The 2,904-nt window shown below is 61.8% G+C and carries 3 protein-coding genes; all 3 read right to left on the bottom strand.

The features are described 5' to 3' along the window. Positions 1 to 118 precede the first annotated feature (118 nt). Complete coding sequence (locus tag Q7L05_RS13470) at positions 119 to 556, bottom strand: FKBP-type peptidyl-prolyl cis-trans isomerase (RefSeq protein WP_303907617.1); 438 nt, start codon at positions 554 to 556, stop codon at positions 119 to 121. Next, entirely contained in the window at positions 553 to 1,017 is a 465-nt protein-coding gene (gene lspA / locus Q7L05_RS13465; protein WP_303907614.1) for a signal peptidase II, read from the bottom strand. The genes Q7L05_RS13470 and lspA overlap by 4 nt, the downstream gene beginning before the upstream one ends. A 171-nt stretch (positions 1,018 to 1,188) precedes the next feature. Further along, positions 1,189 to 2,904, bottom strand: a 1,716-nt coding sequence (locus Q7L05_RS13460) for an isoleucine--tRNA ligase (protein WP_303907611.1), incomplete at its 5' end; no start/stop codon positions are given.

The raw sequence follows: 2,904 nt of genomic DNA, 5'->3' as shown, positions 1-2,904 counted from the left end.
ATTGAATGGAGCACATCCAAAATGCGCCGGCTCCGTTCGTTCGGGGTACCGGTGCCATTTGAAGAATGCGAATGCACCCTACGAGTACCTTTGAGGATACACCTAGTCACACAGGAACCTATTCAACAGCAAGGATCTCCACGTCGAACTGGAGGGTGTGTCCGGCCAGGGGGTGATTGAAATCGATCTGCACCGATTCGTCATCCGCTTCCAGCACCATGCCCGGCACCTCCTCCCCGGAGGGGGAGGTAAAGCCGATGATAGTGCCCCGCGTCAGCGGCAATTTCTCGGGAAACTCTTCTCTCGGCATGGGGTGGACATTATCGATGTCGCGATACCCGAAGCCCTGCTCCGGAGTCACCAGTAGGGTGGCGCTCTCCCCTGCCGTCATGCCCGTCATCATCGACTCCAGCCCGGCGATAAGGGTTCCGTCACCTACCGTGAATTCCAGCGGCTCATCACCACTTTCGTCGGCCACGGTCCCGTCCTCCAGTACCATTCGGTAGCGCAGCGTGACCCGTGAGCCGGGAGTAATGGCCTTGCTGACTTCACTCATGTCCGTCGGTGTCCCCGAAAGCTGTCGATGACCAGGATCACCGCGCCTACGCTGATGGCGGCATCGGCGATATTGAAGGCGGGCCAGTGCCAGCGGCCGTAGTAGACGTCGATAAAGTCGACGACATAGCCCAGGGTGGCCCGATCCCAGACGTTCCCCAATGCTCCGCCGAGGATCAGTGCCAGCGCTACCGCCAACCACGTCTGCCCCGCTTCGAGCTTTCGTAGCCAGCCGATAATGAAGGCGCCAATCACCAGGGCCAAACCGGTAAAGAGCCAGCGCTGCCAGCCTCCCGCCTCGCTGAGCAGGCTGAAAGCGGCCCCGGTATTGTGCATCAGGGTCAGGTTCAGCATCGGCAGCAGCGATACCGGCTGGTGAAGCTCCAGGTATTGGCTGGCCAACAGCTTGGTCGCCTGATCCAGAACCACAATCACTACCGACAACCAGAGCCACTTCAACATGGTTTTTTTACCACAGAGTACACAGAGCACATTTTCCATAAGAGACCGCCGGCAGCCGACTGCTCGGCTGCCGAGCGCACCTCTGTATTTTTGCCGAACGGCTCTTTCCTACGAGGCATTGCTCCCCTCGGGGTTCTCTGTGCCCTCTGTGGTTTCATTTCTGTTCGGCAGTTAGGCAAAGCGCCGCTCTTCGCCGCTGCCGGCAACGTTTTCCACACAGCGCCCACACAGCTCCGAGTGCTCTTCGTGGGTCCCGACGTCTTCGCGATGGTGCCAGCAGCGAACGCACTTGTCGTGCGCCGACGGGGCCACGGCTACCCAGATCTCATCATTATTGGACAGTGTGTAGTGGGCACCCTCTTCCGGAGGGGATTCGGCCTCGTGCAGCCGTGCATAGGAGGTGATCAGCACAAAGCGCAGTTCGTCGCCAAGCCGTGCCAGTTGGTCGTGGATTTCACGGCCGCAGTAGAGGTCCACTTCGGCATCCAGCGAACTGCCGATACCGCCCGCCACACGCAACTGCTCCAGCTCCTTGCTGACCGCCTCCCGCACCTCCAGCACTTCGCCCCAGAACCCCAGGTCCATGCCGCCGAGGTCGCCCAGCTCGGGGAATTCGTGCCAGGTGGAGAGAAAGATCGAATCGGCCCGTTCACCCGGGATCTGTTTCCAGATCTCCTCGGCGGTGAAGCTCAGGATCGGCGCCAGCCAGCGGGAAAGTGCCTCGATTACGTGATAGAGCGCCGTCTGTGCCGAGCGTCTGGCGAGACTGTCGGGCTGGGTGGTGTACTGCCGATCCTTGATGATGTCCAGATAAAAGGACCCCATGTCAATCGCACAGAAGTTGTGCACCTTCTGGTAGATCTGGTGGAATTCGTAGCTATCGTAGGCCCGGATGAGTTCCTCCTGGAGCCTTTCCGTACGCAGTACCGCCCAGCGATCCAGCGGCAGCATATCGGGACCGGCCACCCGATGCTGCGCCGGGTCGAAACCGGCCAGATTGGCCAACAGGAAACGGGCGGTGTTGCGGATGCGGCGATAGGCGTCGGCGGTCCGCTTGAGGATCTCGTCGGACACCGCCATCTCCGCCCGATAGTCGGCCGAGGCGACCCAGAGTCGCAGGATATCGGCGCCCAGCGTACCCACCACCTTTTGCGGCGCGACTACGTTGCCCCTGGACTTGGACATCTTCTGGCCCTTGGCGTCCACGGTAAAGCCGTGAGTGAGCACGGATTTGTAGGGCGCCTGTCCCTTCGTGGCCACCGAGGTGAGCAGGGAAGACTGAAACCAGCCCCGGTGCTGGTCGGAGCCCTCCAGATAGAGATCCGCCGGCGCATGCAGCTCTTCCCGCCGGTCGAGCACGCAGGCGTGGGTCACGCCGGAGTCGAACCAGACATCCAGGGTGTCGGTCACCTTGTCATAGTCGGCGGCGGAGTCTCCAAGCAGCTCCGCCGGCTCCAGATCGAACCAGGCATCGATGCCGCCCTGCTCTACCTTCTCGGCCACCTTCGCGATCAATTGCGAAGTCTCGGGGTGCAACTCGCCCGTACTCTTGTGAACGAACAGGGCAATCGGGACACCCCAGGTACGCTGACGGGAGACGCACCAGTCGGGGCGGCTCTCCACCATGCCCTTGATGCGCGCCTCGCCCCAGTCGGGCATCCATTTCGTCTTCCGGATTTCTTTCAGTGCCGCCCCGCGCAGGCCTTCCTGCTCTGCAGCGGTGCCGTCCATGCGAATGCCCTGGCCCTCGTTCCCGACCGGGCCAGGATACTCCGCGTCCATGCGAATGCCCCGGCCCTTGTTCCCTACAGGGCCGGGATACTCCGCGTCCATGCGAATGCCCCGGCCCTTGTTCCCTACAGGGCCGGGATACTCCGCGTCCATGCG

Origin of the sequence: Thiohalomonas denitrificans (assembly GCF_016841685.1) — a bacterium.
In the GTDB taxonomy this organism is placed as follows: domain Bacteria; phylum Pseudomonadota; class Gammaproteobacteria; order Thiohalomonadales; family Thiohalomonadaceae; genus Thiohalomonas; species Thiohalomonas denitrificans_A.
Note: the sequence above shows the minus strand (reverse complement) of the source record. Positions and strands in the feature narration are given on the sequence as shown.